Source organism: Xenorhabdus ehlersii (assembly GCF_003610465.1).
Classification (GTDB): Bacteria; Pseudomonadota; Gammaproteobacteria; order Enterobacterales; family Enterobacteriaceae; genus Xenorhabdus; species Xenorhabdus ehlersii.
In genome coordinates this window covers 1-24,794 of record NZ_RAQI01000006.1, presented here as the reverse complement: position 1 = coordinate 24,794, position 24,794 = coordinate 1, and the positions used below count along the sequence as shown (strand labels likewise).

Below are 24,794 nucleotides of genomic sequence, written 5' to 3'. Positions count from 1 at the left end.
GCTATGGCGCGTGCGCTTCAATGAATTCGGTTGAAAGGGCATAGGTTTTGTAGTCAATCGCCTGATATTTGTAACTTTCACACCGGAACAAACCTTGATCTGCAAGCGGTGGCTTCCAGATGAATGGCGTATGGCCTGTGTGTCGATCAAAGAATGCGATAATTTCAGCGATGTATTTTTCATTGCCGACAAAATCAACGCTCCACCTCATCGATTTGGGATTAATTCCCGCGCCAGAGACCTGTTCATATCCGTCGCCGAACTTAGCCTTTCGGATCGCAAACTCAACATTGGAACTGGCATTCACTCGTGGCAGCCATTTAAACGTTTCCATTATCGCCCTCTTATCACTTTGTTGATCGCGCCGCCTTGTCGCAAATCTCTGTCACGTTCGGCGTAATAAACTTGGGCGACAGCCTGAGCAAAGCGACGCCCGAACGCTTCGTTGTCGCCGCTTGTTGAGGAGCTTTCTGTTTTTCCGTCTGTGATGTAGACATTGATATTTGTATTATCCTTGCCTCCCAATCCCTTTGGGGTGATCGCCCGAACGCCCAGATTGCCGTCGCTCATTCTGTCCAATGGCATGATAGCTTCGGGACCCGCCTCTCCCATCAGTCCTGCACCTTTGGCGAAAGCAAACATGGTGGGACTACTGACAATCTGCCCGCTGTACTGGCTTAAATTGGCTGACTGGTAAACGCCCCCTTTGGCGTTCTTGGTGAACATGGAGGCAAAGCCGCTGAACATTCCACCACCCCCCCCCATCGACTCCATGCCTTTCATAATGGTACTGGTGATCAGTGCCTGTGCTGCCATTTTAATCAGACTCTTAACCACATCCTGCGCCAGAGACGCGAACAGCTCCGACATCCCTTCCCGCAGGGATTTGCTCCCGGTCAGGAGGCCGGTGATCATGTTTCCCATTCGCTCCTGCGTGGTTTCAAACATCGTGACAGCAAGTGACTGCAACTCACCCTGACTCGCAAAGACCTGTTTGGCAGCTTCAATACGTTTGCTGTCCGTATCGCGTTCGGCAGCAAGAATAAGCTCACCTTTACGTTGCTGGGTTATCACATCCTCGTCAGCGTAAGCCTGATAAAGGGCTTTCTTACGTTCCAGCTGGTTTTCAATATCCTGAATCGGATCAACATCGCCCAATAGGTCATTTTTCGCAGAAACCGCATACTGCTGGCTGGCCTCCGCCTTGCCTCTCACCTCGTCTTTCCAGATTTCACTTTTTCGGTAAGTGTACTCGGCGGGTGACTCAATCTGACCATTGGCCTTCTGCCGCTGGAGTTGTTCGGTCGCCTCCTGAGTTCTTTTGGCAACATGGCGGAACGGATCAGCCTCAATAGCAGCCTGTAAATCCTGATAACGCTGCTTGGCTTCTCCCAGTGTTTTATTGAGTCTACCAATTTCGTCGTTTTGTTCTTTTGTGAAGTTTTTACCAGATGCCATTGAAGCGGCGAATAGCTCGGCAGCTGCGTTACCTTCCTTATAGCGAATCGCTTCTGTTGTCAGTTGTGTGTTAAGTTCGGCTACTTTATTCGTGTAATCTTCCACTGCTTTTGCAGCTTTCCGGGCGGCGCTTTCTGCCGCATTTCGGGCTTCTTTGGCTTCGGACTCTCTTTTTCTCGCGGCCTCCTCATTATCGTAGCTCTGCATACCCATTCTTATGTAGCTGTCCGCATAGGGCGCGGGCAGGTTGTTGTTTTTCGCGTCAAGCTCTAGTTGTTTCTGTTGTTTCTCCCGCCCCGTATATTTTGATAGTTCTAATCGGTCAACCTGTTTATCCATCATTGACGACTGAGAAGCAGACAGCTCCGGTGCTTTCATTGCGCTGATAAGCAGATTGATGCGGTTAACTGCTGCCATTGTGTTTGACGACACTGCACCCATGTTGTTAGCGAAAGCCAGTGCACGGGCGGCTGCATCGTCCAACTTGCTAGTACCGAAAGATAACGCATTGTTTGTTTTTTCAGCTATACTGGGGACTTTGTTAAACTCAGCAACAATACGTTCCGTTGAATACTGGCTGTTTTTGCTGGCGATCAAGGTTTCGTCCACTTTCGACCTGAATTTTTCTTGCAGGGCAACCAGTGCTTCATTTAATTCAATACTTTTCGCTTCTCTCTCGTTTATCTTCTCTTTCAAAACGAGAATGGCTCGCTCTGTGCCCGCAGCAGTGCTTTTAAAGTATGTGGGGCTTTGTCCCCATCGGGCAGCTTGACCGGATGAATTTGCTAAGAATTTAGCATCGTTAAGCTGAGACTCTTTGACTTTAAGATCTGTCTTTAATGCATCTAATTCATCTCTAACCGCTCCGATGGCATTTTTTATCTTCTTGGTTTCGTCATCCAATTGGATGAGTGATAACGCTCCTAGTTTGTCTTTGATGGTATCGATGGTGTTCGCATACGCCAGTGCTTCTTCTTTAGCCTGCCTCTGGTTTTGGTACAACATGTATGCCGCGGCGGATGCCATAACCAGCACCCCCGGCAATCCACCAACAGCACCGAGCAGTGCGCCACCCATTCTTCTTCCGAGAGAGGTCACCGCATTCAGTCTTGACTGAGCCGCTGTTCTGGCCGCTATACTTTGCGCAACAACGGCATGGGCTTTTGCCTGTGCTTCTATCGCGCGGTTTAATCTACTCTGAGCGGCGGCAAATTGTTGCGCGTTGGTGGTATGAAGCAGTGCTGAACGCGCCGCCAGTACATGGCGCTGAGCCTGACGCTCGGTCGCTCTCGCATTTTCCACCTGGATACGAGAATTGTGGTAGGCCTGATTGGCGTTATTTATCTCCGCTTTTGTGTTTTGGATCAACGCCGACGTTGAGGCGTGAATTGCCAGCGTCCTGTTACCCAGCGCTTTTGCCCCGAACAGACCAGCGACTACCATGCCCGCCGCCGCGACATCGTTGATATTTTTAGACAAGTAATCCAATGTCCCGGCGAGCACGCGGGTTGTCCCTGTAGCCTCGTTAGCCCCGCCCACCCACTGCATAAAGGCATTCTGAACGCGGGTTAACGATTTCTCGACCGTTGCTCCCATTGAGCCGCCTTCCGTTTTCAGTTTCTCCAGCTGGCTCAACAAGGCGGGAATGACTTTTTCCATCGTCAGCAACCCGTTATCCGCCATGCCTTTTAATTTCGTTCTGGCAACCCCCATGCCATCCGCCAGCGCCTGAATGATTCGGCTGCCGTTCTCCGCCATTGCGTTAAATTCTTCCCCGCGCAGCACGCCGGACGACATCGCTTGCGAGAACTGAACCAATACCGAACTGGATTCTGAGGCACTCGCCCCTGATATCCTCAGTCCCGTTGACAGGACTTCCGTCATATTGACGATATCCTGCGAGGCGTATTTCAGTGCTCGCATAGGGGCGGCTGCACGGGCAAAGACGGTGGCATTGGCCTCAAATGACGTGCCGGTTTTCTGACTCATTTCCATGAGTAAACGCTGGCTGTTCGCCAAGTCTACACTGGATGACGTTGCCAGCTTTAAACGGGCATTTAAGTTTGTCCATTTGTCCGCCGTTTCAACCAGTTTATTGGTTGCAAAAATGCCCGCAAACGCCCCCGTCAGGCCAATCGCGGACGCTTTGACAGAAACCAGTTGGTTATTCAGATCCCGCAAAGCAGCGCTACTGCCCCGGACGGCAGCGGCGGAGCGCCGGTTACCACCTTCCATCACCCGGTGATAGCTTTCCCCCAGACGGGCGGCCTTGGCAATTTCACTCTGGTATGAGCTTGAATTCGCCGATATTTTTATAATAAGTTCGCGGAGTTTTGCCACAATGTCACCTATGTGAGGTTAGCAAAGAAGTCTTCAAAGTCGTCTCGTTTCTCTTCGTCTGAATCTCCCCATTTAAGCAGTGCGTCGCTCAAACTGATTTTTGCGCCCTGTGATTGATAGACCGCAGAGGCGATTTGTGCCGCCTGAATATCGCCTCTGCGGTCGCTGAGGGGGCTGGTACGGTCGTAAGCCATCCACAGCATTAATTCACTGGCGCTTAACCCGCCCTGCAGCTCAGACAAGGTTTTACCCAGTCGCAAAGCAAGTGTCAGCATGAAGGAGGTCAATGGGGATCTGACTTTTTTTCAGCTTCGTCACGGTCAGTCACCAGACTGAGTGCCTGATGCAACAGACGGGCATGCGCAGGGGCGTAGATTTTCATCACCTCATCGGTGTCCTCCGGCGTGAAGACCGGCACACCCTGCTCATCACACAACACCGCAATAAAGAGCGCGACATCGGCACGGGTATTACGCAATACCTTCTCTGCGACCGACAGAGGTGCCTCCTCCTCGGTTTCCGGCTGCATGATCTCATTCCATGCGACCCATGCGGCGGCAGAAGGTTCACGCAGGATAACCGTGGCGTTATGCCACTCTTGTACGGTCACGGTTTTGGTGCGAAACCCCAGACGCGGGGTTAACGCCAGTTGGCGAAGATTCATGGGATTATCCTTTCTGGGGTGATGTTGATTTTTTATTCAGCGGCGTTGGGCGCCCTTTCATGCGCAGGGTGAATGAGGCATTCACGATGCCGTTCGCGGCTGCGCTCCATGATTCCTGTCTGACCTCAGCCAGAAAGGTGTAGCCATTACCACTGGGGAACTGGACGCGGAAAGCATAGGCGTGGTCGGTGTTGTAGGCCAGACGCAGGATGTCCTGCCCTTCCTCTTCGGCTGTCCAGTGCCCGGAAAGGGTGATTTCAGCGGGTGCCGCCAAGCCATTAATCATCTCCTGTTCGCGGGAGCCGAGCGTGGTGACCTCAATGTCACTTTTTTGACCGCCGGTGTAATTAATCTCTTTCACTGAGGTGTCAATAGCCACCCATTTGATAAGGGTGTTCGTGGCATCATTCGTCGCTTCGGCTGAAACCGATAACGACGTCTCAAGGGTCTTTTCAAATTTAGCCATGGATTTATCTCCGGCAGGGTTCAGTAATAAAGGGTTAAGTGTAGATTTTGCCTGTCATGGTGGCGCGGTAGAGTTCAGTGTCATACTCGAAACTGTTCTCACGTTCCACTTCGACAGGTTGTAGAGGTTTGATGGCATTAAATGCGTCGTCACAAATCTGTTCAGCGCGCTCAATCGTCGTCGCGTAGACATCAATCTGAATTCGCGTCATTTTCACGGAGTGACCACTCAGCACATCAGTGTAGAGGCTGTACGTGGAAAATATGCACCACGGGGAGTCAGAACCTCTTTCGGTCGGCGGAATTAAGTAAGGAAAAACCCGGCCGGGCAATACGGGATCTAACCGTTTAAACAGGTCGCCATCTTTCATTTTGCCAGTACCTCATCAATGGCTTTCAGGGCAATGTCAAAAGCGACGTTGGCGGCTTCGTCAGCTTTAGCATCAAACGTCGGATCAATAAACGGCTGCGGGGCCATTTTCGACGTGCCTTTTTCCAGAAAGCGCCAGTAGTAGGCGTTGCGCGGGTCGTTTTTCTTCATGCGGGTATCACTGTTCGTGCCGGATTTATTCGAACCGCGCACATAGACACCGGAAGAAATTGAGCCATCCCGCTGTTTTCGTCGGTTGACCGCCATGATATTTTTTTTGAGTTTGCCGGTTCTGACCGGTGCCCGTTTACGGGTTTCGTCACGCAGGATTTTCGCCCCCGCGTAAGTGCCTTTGCGCAAGACTTTGTCGCTTTCGGCTTTACTGAGCAACTCCAGATCTCGCGATAATTCGCGAAACCCCGAAAAATCCACTATCGTCATTGTTTAACTCCCTCCTGACAAAGCAGTTCTAACAGGGTTAACTTATTGTCCGGCATCACCGCCTGAATCGCGTACGTGTTGCCTTTGAAAATGATCTCCATCGCGGCATTGATATCACTGCGATAACGTATCCAGAACCGAACGAGGCTTTCAGACAACACCGCCTTGGATGCCACCAGCTCTCGACCGCTAATGAATTTCACCTCCGCCCAAACCGTCGCCACGGTGTAACGCTCTTTCATTACGCTGCCCGATGGTGTTCGATGGGTGCGGATACCCTGAATGTTAATTCGATGGCGAAGCCTGCCAATGTCCATGATTTACCTCACAGGCTGTAACGTTTATAGGGTTGCAGTAATGCCTTGACTGCAAAAGGAATGATTGCCGCCGACTGCCCCACAACAACCGCTGTCCGATTCTCATACCAGTGCCCGATCAGCAATAATATGGCCTGAGTAACGGCCTCGTCTAACACCAGTGCGTTATCCGTCGCCTGAGCTGGGGTTATCTCTTCTTTCGGTGTGTGCAGGGTTTTTCTGTCGGTGTAATTCAGGACATAGTGAATGGCGGCGTTTTCGTATTGCCGGAGCAGTGCATCATCAGCGGGTGAGTCTATCCGGCAATGATCTTTAATCATTGAAAGGGGTATCATCCGTCACCTGTCATAAAAAGGCGGCCTGTGACCGCCGTCAGAAGTGATTAACCTTTGGCTGTTGCAGGGGCGGTAAAATCACCGTAAATGAAAGCCTCCGGGCGTTTTACCACCAGCGCGAGACGCTCCTCACAACGAATAGAAATCATGTTCTTGCCAAAGTCGTCTTCATTTTCGCTGGAAATAACCACGTTCATTTGTTCACGGTCAAAAATCTGCGCGGCGGAATCGAAAGCGCCTACCAAGAACTTGCCACGGAAAGCCGCCACATCCGTAGCAATGACGGGCAAACCCCACAAGGTGGGCGTGGTGTAGCCTTGCGGATTAGACAACAGGTAACGCCCCATGCCATCCTTAATCAGTTCCACTGTCGCCCAGTCAACAAAGTGGGTCACAATCGCAGACGGTGGAAGCAGTGCTAATTGCGCCTGCAACATCGCCAGCCGGATATCATCAATGGCGGTCGCTTTCTCCACCTTGATTTCCGCCTTGTACTGACTGGCCTGCGGCACAATGCCCTTAATATTGCCGTTCGCCCCGTCACCAAACAGAATCTGCTGCTCTTCCACAAATTTCAGGCCGTAGCGCATTTCACTGTCAATCAGGGACTTTAGCTGCCCGAAATCGTCCAGCACCTGCTTGGATGCCTTGAACATATGCGCCAGTGTCGCCACAGGGGTAATTTGCGTGGCAAACGCAATATCACTGTAGGGCTTTGCGGTGCCCTCAGGTACGGCAGCCGCTTTGTTGGTAAACCCGGTTTGCTGTACCCAGAAGATGGCGTTAGAGGTGGTCGTCCCGCCGGCAATCAGATCGCGGATAAACAGGCGGTGCTTGGGTTTTACATCAATCTCTGGCAGGCGGTGCGGCTCGATAACGCGGTCAGGCAATTGGGGTGTCGTCAAGGCCGCCTGCACCGGCACGGGGATACGACGGTTAGCGGAAATATTGCCGTTCACCTCTTTCATCAGTTCAGCGGAAATCACCTGCTGCCCCAGTGTCTGCGCAACGTGTACCGCATTTTTCAGCGGCATTTGGGCGACATGTTGCTGCAACTCACCCAGCTCTGCCTTGAGGGATTTTTCCGCTTCACGCAGGGTGTTCAGTTCGGCCGCCATTTTGTCAACAGATGCCTTGGTTTCAGTGGACAGGCCGCCGACCTTCTTCGCTTCGTTCAGGGCTTCTTCGGCCTTGGCGTTGAACTGGCTGTTGGCCGTTTCGATTTTGGCAGACAGGTTTTGTAACATTTCAATCGTATTGGACATAATTAGATCTCGGATTATAGTGAGTTGGGTATAAAGTTGTTAACAGCGTTCGCCAGTTCGGTTAGGGCTGCTTCGTTGATGTCATCGGTAGCGCTCGGCATACCGTTATTGCGGGTCGTAGCGCCCGGCGTACTCCCGTTTAACGCGTTAATCAGTCTTCTGCGTTCTGCACGTGGCACGTTGGATTTCGCCAATAATGCATCCAGTTTACGCATGGCGGCCTGCGGGCTGTCGTTGCCGTCGTCAACCACATCAGCGGCTAACAACCCATCGGCAAAACCCTGCGACAAGGCGTCGGTATGGCTAATGAAAGTTTCATTATCCATCATGTTGGTAATGGTATCTTTGTCGATACCTGTCCGGGCGGAATAGATATCTACCAGCGAATCATCAAACGGTTTGAGTGCCTCTGCGACCGCGATTAGGTCATTTTTATTGCCACAACAACATGTCCATGCGTTATGGATCATCAGGAATGCGCCGCGACCTATGTTAATTTCATCGCCTGCCATCGCGATAATCGAGGCAGCAGATGCCGCGAGTCCCAGCACGTTAACCGTGACTTTCCCGCTGTGGTTGCGCAACAGGTTGTAAATGGCAATACCCTCAAACACATCGCCGCCCGGACTGTTGATATTGACGATGACATCCTGATTACCGATTGCCCGTAATGCCCCGGCTACCCGCTTGGCTGTGACCCCCTCATCCCAAAAACTCTCGCCGATCACATCGAGAATAGAGAGGGTGTTATCCGTATTCGCCGCTCTGATCCCGCCGTTCCACTTGTCGAGCGCTAGGGGTCTTACGTCGTTGAATGCCGCATTCAGCGGCCTGCCCTCCGGCGCAACGGGCATGTTGTGTTTAATCATCATGGTTGTTATCCTCTGGCCGCGGTGTTTTCTCTTGCTCTTCCCCTAACAGATCTATCGGGGTCAGGTTCAATTGCACCGTGAAGACGTCACCGCCCTCAATCGGCGGCAAATTCTCTTTGCGCCTGACTTCATTACGGCTCATCCAGGCGTTTTGTAACGCGGTGGCATAGTAAGACGCCCTGCCCCGGCTATCAGCACGCAGCAACCCTTCCACGTTGAATTCAGCGTAATAATCGCTGTCGGAATCGAGCAGGCAACGCGATATTTCCTGTTCGATATTGACCAGCAACGGTCTGAGTGTGTGGGTCAGGAACTGCATGTTCATCCCTTCCAGTGACGACGCCCAACTGGATTGCTTCGTTGAGTGGCCTACCATCACGGGGGGCACCCTGAACCAGCGGCAAATCTCTTCCACGCTGTACGAGCGGCTTTGCAACAACTGGGCGGTTTCCGGGTTCATCGTGATGTTCTGGTAAGTGAGATCAGCCGGCAACACCATCATTTTTCCGGCGTTTTTTGACCCCGTGAAGGTGGTAATGTGTTTTTGAATGGCATGAGTTTGCTCTTCGGTTAAATCCGTCCTCGCTGAGATGAAGCCGGAGCTTTGCAGTCCATTCTCAAAGACTTTTGCCGCCGCTTCATCCGTGGATAACGCAGCACCGATCACATCACGCCCTGTTTTAATCGGGATCAGTCCGCTCAACCCGTCGATACCAAACCCACGGATATGCATCATATTTTTGGGCGGGATAGTCCGGCGTTCGCCTTGGTTTTCCCCCGCACTGTCGGCGTACGTGTATTCAATATCACCGCTCGGGAGCCGCTTGACGTTCATGTTTTGCGGTAACAGTGGGATCAACGCGACCAGTTTGCTACCAATGAATTTTTTTTCGATGAACGCGTTACCCCGCAGGCAGAGACTGGCGACCACGGTTAACATAAACCGGGATTGCGTCATCTCCAGATTGGGGCGGTTGCATAATATCGGGTAAACAGGGTGATTTTTCGCCAGCTTTCGCGAGCCGTCATCATTCGATTGGTAGATTTTTAATGGCAGTGTTGACACGGTTTCACTCAGCAACCGGACGCACGCCCAGACCGTGGACAATTGCAGGGCTTTATCTGCGCTCACCGTCTTGCCACTACTGCTTACCCCGATCCATTCCTGCCAGAAAGAACCGTCTAGCAGCCCTATCGGCACCCCCATCCAACTCAGGAGGGCGCTTTTAATCTTGCCTATTTTTTTCGCCATTTATACCCCCACTATAATTGGGTTCTTGAGGAAGGAATCGAGGCCGGAGGTGCTTTTCGCGTTATTCAGTGCCCCCGCTGCCATCACCAGTGCGATCATGCCATCCATACGCCCTGTCGATTTATCTTTCGCCAGCTTCCGGTTTCCAGCGGGATCTTGTTCAACCACCGCGTTCGCGGCACACATGGTTAATACGGGGTGGTTGGCGTGGTTAATCTGTCCCTCCAGTAATAATTGCTCCGTTTTATCCATCGCCGGGGACATCTCTTTGTAACCCTGCCCGAACTGTTCCATTTTCAGGGATAAGCCGACCCGTCTGGCTTCCTTCTTGAAGATGTCGATCCGCCATCGGTCAAAATTAAGCACGTCGATATCAAATTTATCTGTAATTTCAATCAGTTCTTTCACGATGTATTCATAATCCACCGTTGCCCCCGGCGTGGTACGCAGAAAGCCTTGCTTCTTCCACACATCGTAAGGCACGCGATCCGTTTTCGCCCTGTCCAGCAATGTCTTATCCGGCGTCCAGAAGAACGGGTGAACGTTCCATTTGCCTGACGCAGATTTGCCGATAATCACCAGTGCCGTGAGGTCTTTTGCCGCTGACAAATCAAGCCCGGCGTAACATTTGCCGACGATAGGCTCCAGCTCGCCAGCACAGGCCATCCACGTATTGCGTGAAATGAACGGCGACACCAGCGACACCCGCTGATTTAATACCAGATTACGAAACCTGTTCTCTTCCGACGGCATCCGCGCGGCACGTTTGGCCTGCCCTTCAACCTCTTCCAGTGACAGAAAGATATCCAGCGCAGGATTGGCCGCTTTCCACGCGTCAGGGTCGGTAATTTCCAAATCCATCGGCGCAGAGTGAACATGTGACACAATTTTTGGATCGTTAGAATGGGCGGCATCGTCCAACCAGATGCTGAGTAAATCAGCGTCCGTGGGAGCCTGTGTACTGATAGCGACCAGTAACGGACGTTTATGTGCGCCCTGTGAGGTCGTGATGGCATCAATAAAATCGTTTTGAGGGCCTTTGACCTGCCCGACTTCGTCGAGTATCGCCAGCACCGGTGACAGTCCGTGAGTCGTTTTACCGTCAGCGGATAATGCCTTGTACTCGACATTACAGGGCTTGCCAATCAGGCGTTTGCTGCTGGGTATGATGTGAATCAGTTGCTGTAACCGGGGGTTCAGGTTAATCATCTTTACCGCCAGATTGAAGACAATGGCGGCCTGATCGCGGCTCATCGCTCCGCTCACTATCTGTGAATTCTGTACCGCCTCGGTGCCAACCAGATGTGCCAGCAGAATGCCCGCAATAAGGCCGGTTTTACCGTTCTTACGGGCAATCGACAGGTACGCCGTGCGTGTCCCGTGGGGATTATCGTAGATGTCCAGAATAAATTTTTTCTGGAATACCTCCAGTTTCATTGGTTTACCCAGCAGTACCCCTTCCGGCACAATGCAATAACGTTCGATAAACGCGATAACCTTCTCACCGCGTGATAATTTACGGGGCATCATTTCTCCTTAGTGCCAAGGTGAGGCCAGCAAATCATCGTCCTCAACATCACCTAGCAGGGTGCGCGCTTCGGCATCATTCCGATTTTTGTTGCGCTGGTCACGACTCTCACCATTGGTGGCGCGTGAATGGATTTGCAGGCCGGAACGCTGGGCGATAATCACGCGGGTTAGTTCCAGTTTGTACTTGCGGTTTTCTTTGATGGCTTTCTCGTCACGCGTATCGGCATAATCCGACTCCAGTTTGCGCAGGTAGTGACTGACTGCCATCAGGGCGTATTGGTTATTCGCCAGACTGACCGCCTCGATAAGGTCAGATGGCGTCCACAGATTAAGGGCTTTTGTGCGAATGTTATCATTGTAGAAGTCAATGGCTTCCGGCATTAAGCCTGCATGCGCCGGGGGTTCTATGGTGTCCTGAAATGCATTGACAATCGCCTGCATTTTGCCTTTAAGGCTGTCAGAACGCGTGCGCTTTGTCATTGACAGCCTCCTTTCAATGTCAAGTGTTTTATGTCTTTTTTTTGTTAAAAAACTGCGTTAGCGATATCTTTGAGGGACGGCGGCGGTCTAATAGTTTCCAATCGAAACTTTTTACCCGCCCTCCGTGATGATTTTGTGAGAAATCATTTCATTTGTTTTATTTCCGTTTAGCCTAAAATTTCATTCCGTTATTTATTCCAGTGTGAGTTGCTATCCAGCGGGTAACCGTTCGCATCACAACCAACTTCTTGATTATGCTTCTCAATGCGTTGCTTCGTGGAGTTATGGTGCGACGCACACAGTGATTGCCAGTTCTTTCTGCCCCAAAATAAACGCTGTGCCACTTTGATTGCGTCATTGTCATTGGCGTTAATGGCGTCTTTGAGTTTATGCGGGACAATGTGATCAACGACTGTGGCCGCCGTCAATCTGCCCTGTTGTCGACACATCACACACAGGGGATGTTGTTGCAGGAAGGCCAGCCGTGCCTTGTTCCACTTGCTGCCATAGATACGGGGTTGGGACATGCTCTTTCTCCTGCGTTCCTGATTGGTCATTTGACTACATTGTTATCACGACTCAATGAATCATGATGGCAATATAAGCCGCTATTCCGGCGAGACCACCAATACCAAAAACCTATACAAACCTCTATCAAGCACCCGAAAGTGGATGCTTTGCAGAATTTTGTATTCAGTTTAATGTTCGTTCTATTTGCTCTGGTACAATTGCGGAGCAATTGCATCAAGCCCTCTTGCTCTTCGGCTTTTCAGTCGAATACTTACTCGCCCATGCCTTGGCGATGCTCAGGCAGTCGTCAAACAGTTTGCCTTTTCTGCTGGCTGACGCTGAGCGACGATAGTGCTCTTTTGCCCTGTCACTTGCCATACCTGCAATAGATGAAGAAAAGCCGAGCTTGATTAACTCGGCCTGTACGTTCTTCTCGATAAATTGTTCGTGGTTCATGCAGGCTCTCCCTCGTCGGGGAACTCGTCAAGTCCGGGCAATGTAAGTTGGGATAACTCAAGAATGGCCTTTTCCGCCTTGCGAATCTTCTTGAGGTGACGCTTACGTAAGTTCATTAAATCACTGCCTTTGCGACCGAAGTTGTCGAATGACCACTTATTGGCAGCCACCAGACGATTCTGCATTTCACCAATAGTCAGCTCTTTGAGGCTTTCCATATCCATCAAGGACAAATCTCGTGGCTGACTTTCCTTTTCTATTAAATCCAGCACCCATTTACGCAGTTCCTTTGCTACAGGAGTGTCAGCCAACATCCCTAACAGATAGAGTCCACGCAACGAAAAGATACGAACCCGCGTCTTCAAATTTCTATAAGTAATTGATTCTTTCGAGGTCATTACAACAGTGACCTCGGTCATGGCTGGAGTAAACTCATCGGAATTGGCGTTATACAGGTTGGTGACTGATTTGGTTTTGGCGTAATCCAATAACTGAGCAACTTGTTTACCCGTAAACCAAATCTTCCCATCGCCATTGTCAAAAGGGATCACTTCTTTTTCTTTGAAAGTTAATACTGTACTCACGATGCTTATCCTTACTTAGGTAATGAACCTTTGCCGCATAGGAAATCAGCCCATCGAGTAGCATCAGTTTTAGCTGATCCCTCAAAGGCTCATTCCTAAATAAAGGCTCGATGTTTAGATTGGCGCTGCGGTGCGCGGTGAAAATAAAAATGCCACCAGCCCGTGTGCGTTGGGTACGCGATGGGAACGGGTGGCAGCATGGGTTATTTCTTTAACCACTCAAGGGAATGGGTATAGGAATAAAAAAGCCATCACGCGAGGTGGTGGCTTGGGGTTTAATTTGATGGAATTACACCTGATTGAAATCAGGGTTATTATGAGATCTTAAAGCTAGCTGCCACTAGTGAGTAATCATCAATCGGCGTGGCTTTTTCAATTCGTTTTTGTAAGCTGGAAGCAAATCTGACTGGATTACGCAGAGTATTATCTGAAAATCTTGGTCGTTTTTCCCAGAAATAATGTGCACCATCAGACATAATGTATAAATCCAATGCTCCATCAGCATCAACAATCTCAGAGAGAGAGTAGTGAGTCTCTTGATATTTCAGGTCAATAACTTTTGAGAGGGCTGATGTCAGGGTGTTTTTCCCTTTCATTCCTTTCAGTTCTTTCTTTGTGAATAAACCTTCATTAATCAACTCTTGATGCTGAGTATGGTCTGTTGATAATTGAACAAGCTTCCTTCCTTTTCTTGCGTAAATTCTTGTGTCTCCAATATGTCCTATATACAAACTATTCTTGTTGATATAACAGAATGTCAAAGTTGTCGCGGCTCTACGGAAATTAGCATTACTCTCAGAAAGCTTAGATATATCCTTTTTTATTACAGAAAGCATTTCACCTATATTTAAATCATCCCCAATAACGCTATTTGATAGGTGTTTTATGGCCATTTGAGAGGCTTCAAGTGCTCCATCATACGCTCCAACACCATCCGCGACAGCCATTATATATCCGCCACCTGCAATCTTAGGAGGCATAATGGAGTCTTGATTACCTCGTGTAGCGCTTTTCCCCAACGAAAAGAGTCCGCAGTTCAATAAGGTAATCATTGGTTGTTCTCCTTAATGATTTTCTCAAAATCTATCAGCATATCCGAAACTGAGTTATACCTCATTGCTGGCTTATGGGCTGTACTTTTATGAATAAAATCATCTATTCCTTTTAATTGCCCGATTCCAACTTCACCGATAACTACACCAAGAGCAAAGATATCTGTTTTTTCATTATAAAGGCCACTATAGACTTCAGGTGCCATATATTTATGAGTCCCCATGACATCACCAATATGACTCAATACCTCAGATTCCGCTACGTTATCTGAGTTCTTTACCAAACCAAAGTCAGAAACTTTATAGATACCATCGGGGAATTTAAGAATATTCGCAGGCTTCAAATCCCTGTGCCAGTATCTTTTTTCCTCATGCATGTATCTAACTCCATTAAGTATCATTTTAATAATACTTATTTTTTCAGTCGATTGGAGTTGCCCCTTGCTAAGCTCGCTTCCTAAGTGGTTCTCTGCAAGATCAGTGATAAACCAAGGGTTATTGGCAGATAAGTGGTGAATGTAAATTGGTGCTACATTTGAATGATTACAAGAAGCCTGATACTTAGCCTCTCTTTGAAATCTACGTTTCCATTCATCGATTGTAAAATTTTCAAGTAACTTTTCATCGGCGATCGATAATACCTTCCTAGCATAGTTACCACATTTATTATTATCAAGGCTGTAAAGTTCCACCTCTTCTACATACCCGAAACCACCTCTTCCAATTACTCGTATCGGATTTATAAAATAATTACTTCGCCTTTCCATATCTTCATCCTTTGCTTATGTTGCCTTTTTATGGGGCAAAATCTATAAGCAAAGAGAGGAATACTCCATTATTTCTTATATTAACTATCATAATAGTGGAAGGTTGTCACAGTTTTTACATCATATTTAAACTTACCCTCACCGACCCCACATTCTAACCTACTCCTGCCACCCCAGTATCATTTGCTCTGGGGTGGCTGGTTATTATTTGCCATCTGATTGTTGCCGATACATCATAATAACTAAACTACCTTTTGTAGCGACACGTACAGTTTGATTATCCTGTAGCTGGTCGAGTTTAAATGCATCATACAGCTCGTTAACAGCTTTTTGCCTTCGCTCTTCCTTGCGGCGATTGTAATAGGCACTGACCAGTAGGCCGCCCAACCAGTTCATCGCCTTAACCAAAATATACAGGTAACCCATTGCCATGAGACCGCCTGTCATATAGCCAATAATCATCTCACCCATTATTTCCTCTGCATTCAGCCTTAACATATTCCTGCAAATAGCTTAATTTTGCCCGGTCGTTGATGATACCTTCTCGGATATCGAGAACAGTTGATCCAGTTTCTCCAGTGAGTTCGACGGGGGTTGCATCGCCCACGCCGCCGGCGGTAACGGTTTCAGTAAAAATAATAAAGGCCGCCTAAGCGACCACTATATTATTCAGCGACATTTTGTTAATCTGCTTCAAGCTTATTCCTGCTTTTACTTTGCATTTCAATATATTCTTGTAAATATTTTATTTTTACTCTATCGGTCATAATACCCTCACGAGCATCAAGAAGAGTTAAGGCAGCCACTTTAGTAAGAGCAATATCAGTTTCCCCATTTACACAATAAGAATAAGGAGAGATGTGTTTCTCTACTTTTTCTTCAGAATTCAAGTTTGGCAATTCAAGCGCAGATATCGAAAATACTTGATCTAACTTTTCCAGTGAGTTTGAAGGAGGTTGCAGTGCCCATGCTGCTGGAGGAGGGAAAAGAGCCTTTACTTGTTTTTCATTTGATTTATATTCTGTAATTACCTCAGATAATTGATTACCAGAAACAGACAATGCACCTAAAAATCCTATTGCAGGAAACCATAATATTACAAAAAATATATTAGAATATTTCGTTGATGATACTTCTCTACGCACCTCTAAAAAATCAGACTTTATTATATGAAATGCAATAACCAAAAGCCCCATTAAAGAAACAATACTCAAAGAGTATAATACCATCCATAAAACACTTACTTTTTTTGCTCCAATGAGCATCTCACCCATAAGATATGAGCCAGTGACCAAAACACACATCGAGGCTAACAGAGAAATTACATCTTTAATTTTCTTATTTATTATCTTTATATCATTATTTTCTAAAGCTTTATTTGAAAGCATACACCCACCTCTATAAGATAAGATTTTTATACACTAATTTTATTAGGAGCCTTATCAATATTCTCACATATTCAGGGATGACCTGCCATTCTCTTCTATTTCCCGTATCGCCTGCTTATCCAGATTGCACTGCTCAATCACCGTCAGTAGCTGCTCATTCAGTATGAGACTGTCACTCCATGTCATTGTGTCCGGTATCACCGGAGGCAAACAGTCAGCGAGCAAATGTGCTGGAATGGGTACCGGTGGCACCGGAACGTATTCGGTTCGTGTGTTGCTGCAACCGGATAACAGCCCCATCAGGCACAGTGCGATTGGCACAATCATGATTGACCACCGCATCTTTGATGGCCGCTTTAGTCTGCTCAGAATCCACGGCTGACCGGTTCCGGCTTTCGCTATTAATGCGTGAGATATCATTGAATATCCTGACAGTCTGAAAGGTATTGGCGGTCATGACTTGTTGATGCTGATACTTCGTGTCCAGCTCGTTATAATCCTTGTCCTTTTGGTGATACTTGCTGTAGTAGAACCACAGCAGGCCACCGAGCAGACAAAACACGGTTATCAGCGTACCGATAATGAACATGCGCAGCCTGAACGTCATAGACGCTCAAACGCATTTTCAAACGTCGCCTCTGAATACGGTTGTTGGCCGTTCTCGTGCCGGATAATGGACTTAGCCAGCGCAATCAGCGTGGGTTTATTCATGTCGAGAACTTGATGCGGATCCACACTCAGCGCCTTAGCTACCCCGTTGATATAAGCCGACGTGTTGTTTTCATTGGTTGGGGCCCAGCGATTGATAATCTTAGATACGCTGTTGTACCCGCCCTTATGATAATTACACAACAGTTTCATCAGTGCCCGAATACCATACTCGGGTGATTCAAACCGGCAGAACCGTTTTTCAATGTTCGGGTCATGCTTCAACTGACCTTGCCATTGATTAGCTAAGTTATGATCAATGTTGCCCGGATTGTTATTGCGAATGCCTCTGGTCACTGTTTATCCCCCAAACGTTTATTAATGGCACGAACAGCAAACTCGCGTAGCTTCTCAACACCAATAAACCCAATGGCACCCCCGATAGCCGGTGCAAAACTGGCAGGAATACCAAACATCTCTAATCCACTGGACACACTCCATGATAGCGCACCACACAGCAGTGCCTCGACCCAGCGGTTCTTTCGTTCCACGCCGTCATAAATCAGGCGACCGTAGCAAATTAATGCCGCCAAAATAGAGCCGGATATTTGCGGCCATGAGTTTTTCAGGCCGTTGAGTAAGTCGGCCCATAAGTCAGGATTTTCTTTCATCTTCATATTTCCACCCCATCTGAACAATGGGCGTCCGTGGGGTGAACGATGGTTACCCCTGTGAGTAGGTTAATAGGAGGTCGTTATGGGAATTCCCATATCGATCGAATGAATATCAAATAGTTAGGATTGCAGATACGAAAAAGGCCGCATTTGCGACCTCGTTAAGAGTGTGCCCTCAGAATCGAGGGCGGTAGATACGCAGCGCGTACTGATAACAGGCTGTGCCTGCATGATTTCAGATGCTAAATTGTGGTCCTGCCAATATGAGCGTTTGCGGTCGGCTGGAACATGTAACTCCGCTACGCACCCAACACTTTCTCGGTAGTTGGCGACCAAAAAACAAAAAAACCCCGCGAGTGCGAGGCTTGGAAATTCGTAGTGAGTATAGTTACAAGTTCCCACTATTTGAAGATGTTAGACCAAGGCCGGACAAAATGCAACGGTTTATTTTGTCACCGCATTGAATGCAGCTTCGGCACGCTTTTCTTCCGAATAGCATTTCTCCACCAGCACTTGATAAAAGGGCTTCCAGTTCCGCCGCCATGTCCTTTCGTTCAGATCGGGTACATAAGCCTTGATTGCCGCATAAGCCACTGACGATGGAACTCGACTGTAACCTCGTCCTGAGCATCGCGGGCAGATTTTATAAACTGGCGCCCCCTGGATTTTAGTCTGTTCCTCATCAAGCACCAAGCCCCGCCCCTTGCAGCGGCAACGATTTGACAGAATGCCTTTGCCATTACATTTCTGGCATAGTTCACCCACTCGCTCTTTCTCAATCCACGGCTCAAGAATCACCTTACCATCAGTACGAACAATGCCGGGATGCTTCTCTACTTCCTTCATTCCGTAAATAAGCCCTTTCCCTAGACACTCTGAGCACTGACAGGTGGACGCAGCGGATCGGGAATATTCTTCAAAGGCCATCTTCGATAAGATCACCAAACATTGCCCCAGCTTATTTCCCGCCGCTTTTGCTACCAGTTTAGGAACTCTTAGCCTTGCGTACTGTGTCAGTGCTTCTACAGTACTGAATCGACCCTCTTTGCTGATGCCGTTCTTGGCGAAAAATGCCGTCATGCCAAACTTAGCCTGTGATTCAGCCATCCCTAAAGCCGCCGCAGTGTCCATGCCTTTCATCCTATCAGGGGCGGTACTGGTTGCATCACTAAACGCCGGTGACTTCGGATGAAAATGTTTCAGGGCTGATTCCAGTTTCATTGTTATGCTGTCTCCGCTGTCTTTTTCGGAAATACTAATTCTCTGGCCTGATCCCCGTTTTGGAGCAGGTCGTTAAAATCCCCACTGTCCGGCCAGCGAACACTGACCCTTTCCAAATCGTTATTTGCCTTTAGATTTTTAGTCGCACACGCCATTGCCGCCGCATGACCTGTGGCGCTCCAGTCCGTATCCGCGAAGATAATGAGGTGTTTAACTCCCCTAGGAACCAGAAAGCGCTCCATAAAACCCGCATTCACGACTGACCAAGTGTTAACGCCGTAAATCTGTTTGCAGGACAGCGCGGTTTCGATGCCCTCAGCAATCCCCAGTGTTGAATCCACCGGAAACAAACGAATAGCTGGTGACTGAGCGTGATCGCGATAGCTATCTTCCTGCGTAGCATCCAGTTTCTTTTGCGGGGTAATGTCGGCCTTTTTGTCCCCGTCAAGGTAGGTGCGATGCAGATAGCATAATGTCCCTTTCGCGTCGGTCACCAGTGACCAGAGCGCCTGTAGCTTCCCATTGCGGACAGGCTGATCGGCGCAATACCTCACGTTATCAGCGGGCAGAACATGAATGCCCCTGCTTCGCAGATAGTCTTCACCCTGCGTGCCTTTCAGGTTGGGCAGATTGGAGTAACAGGCGGTCACTCGGTTTCTGAATTTGGTGATATTTGTCTCTTTTTTCACTACGCTGCGCTTGTCTGACTGGATACCCAGCAACAGATCAATCTCATCAGCCAGTGTGACAAACTCTTTGCCCTGCGTCAGGGTGAGTAACTTCCAGCCGTCCCCCGCATTGCAGGTGCAAATAAACGTGCCTCGCCCGTCACGATCATCAATGCGAAACTTGCCTTTCCGCCCACAGATTGGGCACTTCCCTTTAAAATGGTTCTTACCTGTCACAGGTGGCAATTTGTAATAAGCAAAGATTTCAGGCCAGCGACCAACAACGGCCTCGGTCGTTTTTATTCTGTTCACTGTGTGCCTCCCTGATGTGATGGTCTGCCTAATTTTTCACGGATATCGCGCACTTTTTGGTGGGCAACCTCAAGACGCATTTCCTGCTGTTCCTGTTGAGTTCGCTCGGCTTTCTTACGGGATTTCGCCCACGCAATTTGTTTATGTTTGATAAAATTACTCACTTCGGGGGTCAGTTCCTGCGGGGTGTCGTGAAACCCGCGCGGCCAGACGCCGAACTTGTCTTTAAACGTGTTTGATACCCAGCCATCACTGATAGTCTTGCCCTGTGAAGCCCGCTGGTTCTGGTAGTACTTTAATTGTGAGTAGAAACTCTGCTTTTCGGCCTGTGTGTAGACACGTTCTTTCTTGCTGAGTTTCTGGATAGTGCGGCTGGTATCGACATCAACATCCTCACCTGTCAGCGGTTTAAAATCACACTTCGGGCAGACATAGACCCCTGCGGGTTTCATGTAATGACAAGAGGGGCACTCTTTGGGCAGTTTTTCTCGCTTTTCCTGTTCCCGGTAACTGTCACGGGTTTTCATGCCGTCGTTTTTACTGGGTAGTTCGTCATATTCGATATCGTCGGGATAACCGAGGCGGTGGACTGTGCCGGAGTGATCGAAGATAAGGCAGCTTTCTTTACCCGGTGCAGTACGTAAGCCTCTGCCGAGACATTGAGTCCAGCGTATTTCTGACTTAGTTGGCCGGGCGTAGATAATGCAACGGACATCGCTATCAAAACCAGCGATCAAGGTGCCAACATTCACGAGGACTTTCGTTGCACCCTGCTCGAAACGGTGAATAATAATCAGGCGTTCTTCGTGGGGTGTCTGGGCGGTAATAATCTCAGCATTCACCCCGGCGCGATCAAATTCGACCGTGACGAAATTGGCATGACTGACCGTGACACAAAAACAGATAGTCGGCTGATTATTACCATTCGCTAACCAATTACTGACAATATCGCCCACCAAATCTGCGCCGCACATGATTTCGGCTATCTCATCTTCCTTGTAGTCACTGCCGTATTCGGCGCTTTGATTACTTTTCACGCCGCTTAAGTCGGGCTTGGTGGGTGCATAGAATTCATACCGGCTTAAATCGCCACGCTGGATCAACTCTTTCATGGTGGTTGGCTTAATCAGCTTCTCGTAGTAGTGACCGAGGAACGGGGCAAACGGTGTACCTGATAACCCAATGACCGGGATGTCGCTATCGCGGATAATTTCCAGCATCCGCTTACGGCGTAAGTGCGCCTCGTCAATGATCAGTAAGTCGATATTGTCCGGGAATTCACGGCGAATGATGGTATCGGCCGAAGCAATCTGGATTAATCGGCTCGGGTCATAGTTCGGATGGTCACGCCACACATAACTGATTTCGTGCTCTGGCAAACCATACTCGATAAAGCGGGTTGCCGTCTGGTCTACGAGGATCGTATACGGCACACAGAACATGACACGCATTCCACGGGACACATAACCATCAGTAACGAAAGCCGCCAGCCCTGTCTTGCCTGAACCTGTGGGGCTGTACACCATGAAAGTACGATGCTGCTTCCAGTCCTGACGCAGCATATTTAGCGCGCGTTCCTGAGCAAAGTTGGGGGTAATTTCTAGCATGATGTTACTCCCTTTATTTTTCTGTGTTGCCGTGCGATACTTTGCGCAGGTAACTTTTCGTTAGTGCCTGCTGCAAGAGCCTGAACAGTTTTACTCGCCAAAGGTTGGCTGTTCGGTTTCTTGCACCCGCTTACTCTTCCATTCTGATTCAACATTGATACCCTCACTTGAATGTTTTCCACTGCCAGAGCACAACCTTTCCTAATTTCTGTGACTTCTCAGTCCTTGTTAGCACCTGAACTGGGTAGCACGGATCACATCAACCCCGTTCACGCAATAACGCAGAGGTTGTTTGCCATCTTTGAGCAGCACGAAGCCGGACACGCCAGCGGGTAACTCGCTTAATTTCAGCAACGAACGTTTACGGGGTGATCGGTTGTCGGCTTCGATAGCGCACTTCTCACCTGTTCGGGTGGTCACCATGTAATCAACCCGCCCATTGCGCCCGTCACTCAATCCGATCACGGTGAAATTCTTTTGCAGGAACCAGCCTTGCTCACGGATCTTTGCTGTGAGTACAGCTTCAAAGTTCTGCATGTCAGCAGCAGTGAGAAACTGCTCTTCCAATAAGGTGATTAATTTTTCTTTCAGCTCTGTGCTCATGTTGATTTCCTCAATGGTTATTTTTGTATCACTTGGGTAGTACGGCGATTTTTGAAACCCTATTAGTGCACTTAATTAACTTATGTACTCCCTACTAAGATCTATTTAAGTAATGTGTTCTTACTTGGCTGTGCTTTACCTTACTGAACTCTCCAACTCCCCCTTACCCCCTCGGTTCTCTTCCCTATCGATGTACTAGTTATGTGATACATGAAAACCCCGAAACTTGATTACTGATTAACTACCCTCAACGGCTCCGCTGCATAACCCTGTGCCGCTCTCTCATACTTCGTGACAAACTCTCTGAGCCGGATATTTGCTGCCCGTCGTGCTGCGTTGTCCTTCCGGTATGACACGGGTTCCTCATCCCATGCCGCCTGATACACTTCTGAGTACTTGGCGGTTATTTTTGCCCGTGTGCTGGCTCTCAGCTTCGCTAACGTTTCTTGTATCCACACGCCATCGTCAGGGTAAAAATGCGATGGCATGGTCACTTTGGTGTAATCAGGAAACATGATCATGCTCCGTGGGCGGTGGGAACACTTTAGGCAGATCAGGGCGTAGCTCGTGGGCTTGGACTGCGCCGTTTGTGGCTTCGACGATTATCACCACGTTTTCTGGTGATATTCTTTTCTTCCCAGTTAACCAATCACTCACCGTGGATTGAGCTTTGCCAATATGTTCTGCAAATCTCTTCTGACTACCCCATAGTTTTATAGCCCTCTCTATTGCTGTGTTAATCATAATCTCCTCAATCACAAATTAATCGCTATAGCTATTATACAAATGATGTAGCAATAATCAAATGCTATAGCGATTTTGATTTATCATCGCCATAGCGATATAATAAGATTATTAAGCGATTCATTAACGATTACTCATAAAGGTTGAAAAATGACATTTACAGAAAGGCTGAATCGTGCAATGCACGAAGGTGGGTTTAGTCAAGGCGCGCTGGCTAAAGCTGTTGGAATGGCTCAATCCAGTGTGTGGAAGTTAACTTCGGGTGCAGCCATTCGCACCACTCGACTTGTCGATATAGCTCGCGTTTTAGATGTACGCCCAGAATGGTTATCTGATGGAACGGGACCAATGAGGGAAAGCAGCGATGAACCAGAGTGCAATGATATAGAATTCATTGAATACAAAGGAATGTTTCCGGTTGATATGTACGAGGGGGATGAGCCTACCGATGATCAAATAATGATTCCTAACTTGGTGGAATCTAAAACCTGTAGAGCATACAAATTACATGTGAATAGTGGATGTTCGGAAGCTCCTGCGGGCACAATTATAGTTATTGATAGTAATGAGACAGCAGGAACAAATGATCTGGTGTATGCCAGAGTCAACAAAGTGTTATCAGTCTATAAATTCGTTCAAGGTGGCTCTCATGGATATCTATCTGTTGATGATAACCGCGTTCCACTGGTTGATGTTGGGGGTTCTGATGTTGAAGTTCTTGGGGTTATTGTATTCCTCCTCCGAAACATGAAACACCGCTGATAGCCCAACTGCTCTGCCATCTCTTTATTTGGGACGGGAGTTGCATATCTCCCAGTTCCCATTCTAATTAACTGAGACAATTTCACCCTCCTAAACTGTACACACATACAGTATTATACTGCATTAATTATAACTCATTTGCAATAACATAAATTCTTTATTTTACTTCATAAAAATCAACATACTATCCCATTCCCAGCAAGGCACCCAAAAAAATAATCGCTTTGGCGGTTGACATATTAATCGCTATAGATATCATTACTGCACATGGTACAGAAAAGAAAAATCGATACCAAAGAATTAATGCATTTACTTTTTTGTTTTGTAGCCGGAGGGGCTAATGAAAAGCGGTAACCAAAGCGCAGCTTATAACGCGGAGTTAGTTCAGAAGTACAATATTGTCGATTCATATTCAATCAAACGCATAAATAAAAAGCGTCCCAATCACTCATTACTTAAAGGATATTATAGTGGTGAAATAATATATTCCTTATATATAAGGGATGGGGATTATATGGTGTTGGTTGATGCTTTCAAAAACTTAAATAGTGCCAACCAGAATGCCCAGAGAATTATTGGCAATCACCCTCAAATGGAAAAATATTTAGCAACGCTGGGTAAACCATGAAAACTTTTATCTTTGCAGCAATAGAGCGAGCTAACACAAAACAAAGCCGCCCTATATGTATTAAGGCTCAGGCAACTAATGAGCAGGAAGCGAGAAAGTCACTAGCTCCTACGCATGTAATTTTAGGCTGGATGGGTCAAATAGTTAATCGTAACTGAGATAAACAATATTAATTCTGAGGGAATAAAAATGAATACATCAACAAGCACTTCTGCATTATTAGCGGCTGAATGTAGAAAAGATTATGTTCATTACCGTCATTTGGCTAACCTATTTTCTCCTCGTTCTCAAGACCGTAATTTTTTCAATAAAAAGGCTTGGTTGCAGCGCAAAAAATTTCGTGATTGGTCTGCTGTTTTAGTCAAACAAAGTAAATTTATT

At 48.0% G+C, this 24,794-nt stretch carries 35 protein-coding genes and 1 pseudogene; 4 read left to right on the top strand and 32 right to left on the bottom strand.

Translation table 11 applies throughout. The features are described from left to right. Position 1: 1 nt before the first annotated feature. The 32 genes from BDE27_RS16445 to BDE27_RS16285 form a co-directional block, all read right to left on the bottom strand. Entirely contained in the window at positions 2 to 334 is a 333-nt protein-coding gene (locus BDE27_RS16445) for a phage tail protein (protein WP_099133928.1), read from the bottom strand. Next, complete coding sequence (locus BDE27_RS16440; RefSeq protein ID WP_099133927.1) at positions 334 to 3,798, bottom strand: tape measure protein; 3,465 nt, start codon at positions 3,796 to 3,798, stop codon at positions 334 to 336. The genes BDE27_RS16445 and BDE27_RS16440 overlap by 1 nt, the downstream gene beginning before the upstream one ends. An 8-nt stretch (positions 3,799 to 3,806) precedes the next feature. Then, entirely contained in the window at positions 3,807 to 4,073 is a 267-nt protein-coding gene (locus BDE27_RS16435) for a phage tail assembly protein T (RefSeq protein WP_099133926.1), read from the bottom strand. Positions 4,074 to 4,081: 8 nt separating this feature from the next. Then, positions 4,082 to 4,462 carry a phage tail assembly chaperone gene (locus BDE27_RS16430; protein WP_099133925.1) on the bottom strand — a complete coding sequence of 127 codons (381 nt, stop codon included), beginning with the start codon at positions 4,460 to 4,462 and terminating at the stop codon, positions 4,082 to 4,084. 4 nt (positions 4,463 to 4,466) lie between these two features. Next, positions 4,467 to 4,928, bottom strand: coding sequence for a phage tail tube protein (locus BDE27_RS16425; protein ID WP_099133924.1), 462 nt, complete (start codon positions 4,926 to 4,928; stop codon positions 4,467 to 4,469). A 34-nt stretch (positions 4,929 to 4,962) separates the two neighbouring features. After that, positions 4,963 to 5,145 carry a hypothetical protein gene (locus BDE27_RS20070; protein ID WP_244208822.1) on the bottom strand — a complete coding sequence of 61 codons (183 nt, stop codon included), beginning with the start codon at positions 5,143 to 5,145 and terminating at the stop codon, positions 4,963 to 4,965. Between the two features lie 149 nt (positions 5,146 to 5,294). Next, positions 5,295 to 5,738: an HK97-gp10 family putative phage morphogenesis protein gene (locus tag BDE27_RS16415; protein ID WP_099133922.1), complete on the bottom strand. Its 444-nt coding sequence runs from the start codon at positions 5,736 to 5,738 to the stop codon at positions 5,295 to 5,297. Continuing rightward, on the bottom strand, positions 5,735 to 6,055 hold the full coding sequence (locus BDE27_RS16410; RefSeq protein WP_099133921.1) for a phage head closure protein: 321 nt from the start codon (positions 6,053 to 6,055) through the stop codon (positions 5,735 to 5,737). Before BDE27_RS16410 ends, BDE27_RS16415 begins: the two co-directional genes overlap by 4 nt. An 8-nt stretch (positions 6,056 to 6,063) precedes the next feature. Continuing rightward, positions 6,064 to 6,390, bottom strand: a complete 327-nt coding sequence (locus BDE27_RS16405; protein ID WP_099133920.1) for a head-tail connector protein — start codon at positions 6,388 to 6,390, stop codon at positions 6,064 to 6,066. A gap of 47 nt (positions 6,391 to 6,437) precedes the next feature. Next, positions 6,438 to 7,655, bottom strand: a complete 1,218-nt coding sequence (locus BDE27_RS16400) for a phage major capsid protein (protein WP_099133919.1) — start codon at positions 7,653 to 7,655, stop codon at positions 6,438 to 6,440. A gap of 14 nt (positions 7,656 to 7,669) precedes the next feature. Beyond that, entirely contained in the window at positions 7,670 to 8,524 is an 855-nt protein-coding gene (locus tag BDE27_RS16395) for a head maturation protease, ClpP-related (protein WP_167450631.1), read from the bottom strand. Continuing rightward, on the bottom strand, positions 8,517 to 9,779 hold the full coding sequence (locus BDE27_RS16390) for a phage portal protein (RefSeq protein WP_420882905.1): 1,263 nt from the start codon (positions 9,777 to 9,779) through the stop codon (positions 8,517 to 8,519). The genes BDE27_RS16395 and BDE27_RS16390 overlap by 8 nt, the downstream gene beginning before the upstream one ends. Further along, complete coding sequence (locus BDE27_RS16385) at positions 9,780 to 11,306, bottom strand: terminase large subunit (RefSeq protein ID WP_099133917.1); 1,527 nt, start codon at positions 11,304 to 11,306, stop codon at positions 9,780 to 9,782. It lies immediately after the preceding gene. 9 nt (positions 11,307 to 11,315) lie between these two features. Further along, a complete protein-coding gene (locus BDE27_RS16380; protein WP_099133916.1) occupies positions 11,316 to 11,789 on the bottom strand; it encodes a terminase in 474 nt (157 codons plus the stop codon). Between the two features lie 188 nt (positions 11,790 to 11,977). Beyond that, positions 11,978 to 12,316: an HNH endonuclease gene (locus BDE27_RS16375; protein ID WP_099133915.1), complete on the bottom strand. Its 339-nt coding sequence runs from the start codon at positions 12,314 to 12,316 to the stop codon at positions 11,978 to 11,980. Between the two features lie 217 nt (positions 12,317 to 12,533). After that, positions 12,534 to 12,755: a hypothetical protein gene (locus BDE27_RS16370; protein ID WP_099133914.1), complete on the bottom strand. Its 222-nt coding sequence runs from the start codon at positions 12,753 to 12,755 to the stop codon at positions 12,534 to 12,536. Beyond that, positions 12,752 to 13,339, bottom strand: coding sequence for a BRO-N domain-containing protein (locus BDE27_RS16365; RefSeq protein ID WP_099133913.1), 588 nt, complete (start codon positions 13,337 to 13,339; stop codon positions 12,752 to 12,754). The genes BDE27_RS16370 and BDE27_RS16365 overlap by 4 nt, the downstream gene beginning before the upstream one ends. A 314-nt stretch (positions 13,340 to 13,653) precedes the next feature. After that, positions 13,654 to 14,391, bottom strand: coding sequence for a PP2C family protein-serine/threonine phosphatase (locus BDE27_RS16355; protein ID WP_099133911.1), 738 nt, complete (start codon positions 14,389 to 14,391; stop codon positions 13,654 to 13,656). Next, entirely contained in the window at positions 14,388 to 15,158 is a 771-nt protein-coding gene (locus BDE27_RS16350; RefSeq protein WP_099133910.1) for a serine/threonine-protein kinase, read from the bottom strand. The genes BDE27_RS16355 and BDE27_RS16350 overlap by 4 nt, the downstream gene beginning before the upstream one ends. Before the next feature lie 204 nt (positions 15,159 to 15,362). Next, positions 15,363 to 15,629: a DUF4752 family protein gene (locus BDE27_RS16345; protein WP_244208745.1), complete on the bottom strand. Its 267-nt coding sequence runs from the start codon at positions 15,627 to 15,629 to the stop codon at positions 15,363 to 15,365. A 42-nt stretch (positions 15,630 to 15,671) separates the two neighbouring features. Beyond that, positions 15,672 to 15,758 carry a hypothetical protein gene (locus tag BDE27_RS16340; RefSeq protein ID WP_120211383.1) on the bottom strand — a complete coding sequence of 29 codons (87 nt, stop codon included), beginning with the start codon at positions 15,756 to 15,758 and terminating at the stop codon, positions 15,672 to 15,674. Positions 15,759 to 15,841: 83 nt separating this feature from the next. Continuing rightward, positions 15,842 to 16,546: an Rz1 family lipoprotein gene (locus BDE27_RS16335; protein WP_099134119.1), complete on the bottom strand. Its 705-nt coding sequence runs from the start codon at positions 16,544 to 16,546 to the stop codon at positions 15,842 to 15,844. A 63-nt stretch (positions 16,547 to 16,609) separates the two neighbouring features. Next, positions 16,610 to 16,846: an Rz1-like lysis system protein LysC gene (gene lysC, locus BDE27_RS20565; protein ID WP_422645823.1), complete on the bottom strand. Its 237-nt coding sequence runs from the start codon at positions 16,844 to 16,846 to the stop codon at positions 16,610 to 16,612. Then, complete coding sequence (locus tag BDE27_RS16325; protein WP_099134121.1) at positions 16,761 to 17,153, bottom strand: hypothetical protein; 393 nt, start codon at positions 17,151 to 17,153, stop codon at positions 16,761 to 16,763. Before BDE27_RS16325 ends, lysC begins: the two co-directional genes overlap by 86 nt. Further along, positions 17,150 to 17,551, bottom strand: coding sequence for a structural protein (locus tag BDE27_RS16320; protein WP_099134122.1), 402 nt, complete (start codon positions 17,549 to 17,551; stop codon positions 17,150 to 17,152). Before BDE27_RS16320 ends, BDE27_RS16325 begins: the two co-directional genes overlap by 4 nt. Next, positions 17,548 to 17,871 (bottom strand): phage holin, lambda family, encoded by a 324-nt coding sequence (locus BDE27_RS16315; protein ID WP_244208771.1) that lies wholly within the window; start codon positions 17,869 to 17,871, stop codon positions 17,548 to 17,550. Before BDE27_RS16315 ends, BDE27_RS16320 begins: the two co-directional genes overlap by 4 nt. 441 nt (positions 17,872 to 18,312) lie before the next feature. Then, positions 18,313 to 19,089, bottom strand: a complete 777-nt coding sequence (locus tag BDE27_RS16310) for an antitermination protein (protein WP_099134024.1) — start codon at positions 19,087 to 19,089, stop codon at positions 18,313 to 18,315. A gap of 2 nt (positions 19,090 to 19,091) precedes the next feature. Beyond that, positions 19,092 to 20,060, bottom strand: a complete 969-nt coding sequence (locus BDE27_RS16305) for a DUF7146 domain-containing protein (protein ID WP_167450630.1) — start codon at positions 20,058 to 20,060, stop codon at positions 19,092 to 19,094. 5 nt (positions 20,061 to 20,065) lie between these two features. Beyond that, complete coding sequence (locus BDE27_RS16300; RefSeq protein ID WP_099134026.1) at positions 20,066 to 21,676, bottom strand: DEAD/DEAH box helicase; 1,611 nt, start codon at positions 21,674 to 21,676, stop codon at positions 20,066 to 20,068. Between the two features lie 228 nt (positions 21,677 to 21,904). Continuing rightward, positions 21,905 to 22,279, bottom strand: coding sequence for a hypothetical protein (locus BDE27_RS16295; RefSeq protein ID WP_099134027.1), 375 nt, complete (start codon positions 22,277 to 22,279; stop codon positions 21,905 to 21,907). A gap of 230 nt (positions 22,280 to 22,509) precedes the next feature. Further along, positions 22,510 to 22,794, bottom strand: coding sequence for a hypothetical protein (locus BDE27_RS16290; RefSeq protein ID WP_167450627.1), 285 nt, complete (start codon positions 22,792 to 22,794; stop codon positions 22,510 to 22,512). Next, positions 22,784 to 23,023, bottom strand: coding sequence for a transcriptional regulator (locus BDE27_RS16285; protein ID WP_099134028.1), 240 nt, complete (start codon positions 23,021 to 23,023; stop codon positions 22,784 to 22,786). Before BDE27_RS16285 ends, BDE27_RS16290 begins: the two co-directional genes overlap by 11 nt. Before the next feature lie 150 nt (positions 23,024 to 23,173). Between BDE27_RS16285 and BDE27_RS16280 the strand changes: the two genes are divergently transcribed. From BDE27_RS16280 to BDE27_RS16265, 4 genes and pseudogenes are all read left to right on the top strand, one after another. Beyond that, positions 23,174 to 23,785, top strand: coding sequence for a helix-turn-helix domain-containing protein (locus BDE27_RS16280; RefSeq protein ID WP_099134029.1), 612 nt, complete (start codon positions 23,174 to 23,176; stop codon positions 23,783 to 23,785). A gap of 340 nt (positions 23,786 to 24,125) precedes the next feature. Beyond that, positions 24,126 to 24,413, top strand: coding sequence for a hypothetical protein (locus tag BDE27_RS16275; RefSeq protein ID WP_099134030.1), 288 nt, complete (start codon positions 24,126 to 24,128; stop codon positions 24,411 to 24,413). Next, positions 24,410 to 24,571, top strand: coding sequence for a host cell division inhibitor Icd-like protein (locus BDE27_RS20560; protein ID WP_099134031.1), 162 nt, complete (start codon positions 24,410 to 24,412; stop codon positions 24,569 to 24,571). The genes BDE27_RS16275 and BDE27_RS20560 overlap by 4 nt, the downstream gene beginning before the upstream one ends. A gap of 31 nt (positions 24,572 to 24,602) precedes the next feature. Continuing rightward, positions 24,603 to 24,794: pseudogene (locus BDE27_RS16265) on the top strand (hypothetical protein); the annotation flags it as partial.